At 37.3% G+C, this 2229-nt stretch carries 1 protein-coding gene; it reads left to right on the top strand.

Annotated elements, in window-relative coordinates; all coding sequences use genetic code 11:
• Positions 1-156 precede the first annotated feature (156 nt).
• Positions 157-1845, top strand: a complete 1689-nt coding sequence (locus tag AB1414_19580; protein ID MEW6609615.1) for an energy-coupling factor transporter ATPase — start codon at positions 157-159, stop codon at positions 1843-1845.
• Positions 1846-2229: the final 384 nt, after the last annotated feature.

Here is a 2229-nt window from a genome sequence, read left to right as displayed (position 1 = left end):
ATTTTAAGGAAAGAATAAAGGGGAGGACAAACCGATATGGGTAGGATTTAAGGATGGGAGGTGTAATTATTACATAATCTCTCTAATCCTACTTCTGATGCGGGATTAGAATAGGTCCGACCCTCATATAATATCAGAGGGAGGTAATTGAATACGGTGGATGCGATTAAGGTAAAAGATGTTTCCTTTGCATATCAGGATATGTATTATAATGTCTTAAATAAGATGAATTTTGATGTTCAGCAGGGTAGTCTTGTTGTCATTATGGGCAAAAGTGGGGCGGGAAAATCTACACTTTGTCGAGTTCTAAATGCCTTAATTCCTAAATTTTATAACGGTCTATTTTATGGCACCGTGGAAGTTCTTAATGAACTGACAGTCGAAAAAAAGGTATTTGAAATGGCGAAAGATGTAGGTATGGTTTTCCAGGATTTTGAATCACAGTTATTTTCAACTAATGTAGAATTAGAATGTGCCTTTGGGCCAGAGAACTTTTCTGTTTCAAGAGAGGAAATAAACCAACGGATAAAAGAATCATTGCTTAAAGTGGGATTAACAGGTTTTGAAAGAAGGAATTCAACCACACTCTCAGGTGGTGAAAAACAACGATTAGCGATTGCCTCTATTTTGGCCATGAAGCCTACAATACTGGTTATGGATGAACCAACGACAGATTTAGACCCACTTGGTAAATCAGAGATTTTTGCTGTCTGCTCACTTTTAAAAGAAGAAGGTGTAACCTTACTTTTAGTCGAACATGAGATTGAACTGGCATATTACGCTGATAAAATCATTCTGATGGACCGCGGGGAGATAGTATTAGAAGGGAAATCAGATGAAGTCTTACGCAAAGTAACACTTTTAGAAAGATGTGGTATCCGACCACCTCAAATACCTAAATTATTTCAAGAACTTAGATATAAAAAGAAACTACCTTTGAATCTCGAGGATGCTCATCAAATCTTCAAAGAGCAAAACTGGCAAATACCAGAAGGAAGATACAATGTTTTGAAATGGCAGGATGCCAAAAGGACAGAATTCTACCAGGAACCAGTGATTGAGGCGGCAAATTTAGAATATACTTATCCTGAGGGGCATAATGCCTTAGATAGAATAGATCTGACGATTAGACAGGGAGAATTTGTGGCGATTTTAGGGCAAAATGGCTCTGGTAAAACTACACTTGCCAAACATTTCAATGGACTTCTTAAACCAACAAAAGGCAATGTCCTTATTTCCGGGATAAATACTCGCCGTAGAAAAACATCTGACCTGGCAAAAGAAGTAGGTTTTGTTTTCCAAAATCCTGATTGTCAAATATTTGAAAACACGATATTTGATGAAATTGCCTTTGGCCCGCGAAATCTTGGCGTTCCAGAAAAAGAAGTTTCAAGACGAGTGTATGATGCCTTAAATGCTGTTCAATTAGAGGTATATGAAAATGATGACCCATTTGCACTTACCAAAGGTGAAAAACAAAAATTAGCCACGGCTGGAGTCCTTGCCTGCACACCCAAAATTATAATCTTAGATGAACCAACAACCGGCCTGGATTATTATGAGATATTAAGCATAATGAATCTTTTAGTCGAATTAAATAAAAGAGGTCACACAATTATTATCATTACTCATTGTATATGGGTTGCGGCTGAATATGCCCATCGGATTATTGTCTTAGAAAAAGGCAAAATCATCTTTGATGATATTCCAAGAATGGTGTTTAAGGAAGAAACCCAACTCAAGAAGGCACATATCCTGGTTCCAGAAATAATCTCTTTCAGTAATATCTTAAGTAATCTAACCTTACTATCCGTAGAAGAATTTAAGTTTTGTCTGTTAGACTAACTGTAAGCGTTCACCGCAGAGACACAGAGACGCAGAGAAAAAATTAAAAACTATTTACCAGGCGCAGGATTCCATCACGGATTTTCATCAGTGCAAGCTTTTGAGGACCGACATCTCATAATTGATTAACAATTTGGTTTTGATGTCCTATTGTCGTGTTGAACAAATAACGCACGGAATTTGATTCTGGTAACTGGTGATTGGTAACTGGTAATTAAATACCGTTCGGCTGATCTCAGGACGAAACTATACTCCACTGGGGTATAAATTGTGATTATTTAAAGTAATCGGTAATCAGGTAATCAGTAATCGGTAATTTGAGATAGCAGGCTACTGCTTGCTCTTTACCGATAACCTGATAACCGATAACCTGAGTTGATAGTA

Source organism: bacterium (assembly GCA_040755795.1).
GTDB lineage: Bacteria > UBA9089 > CG2-30-40-21 > CG2-30-40-21 > SBAY01 > JBFLXS01.
This window is presented reverse-complemented; position numbering and strand designations above follow the sequence as displayed.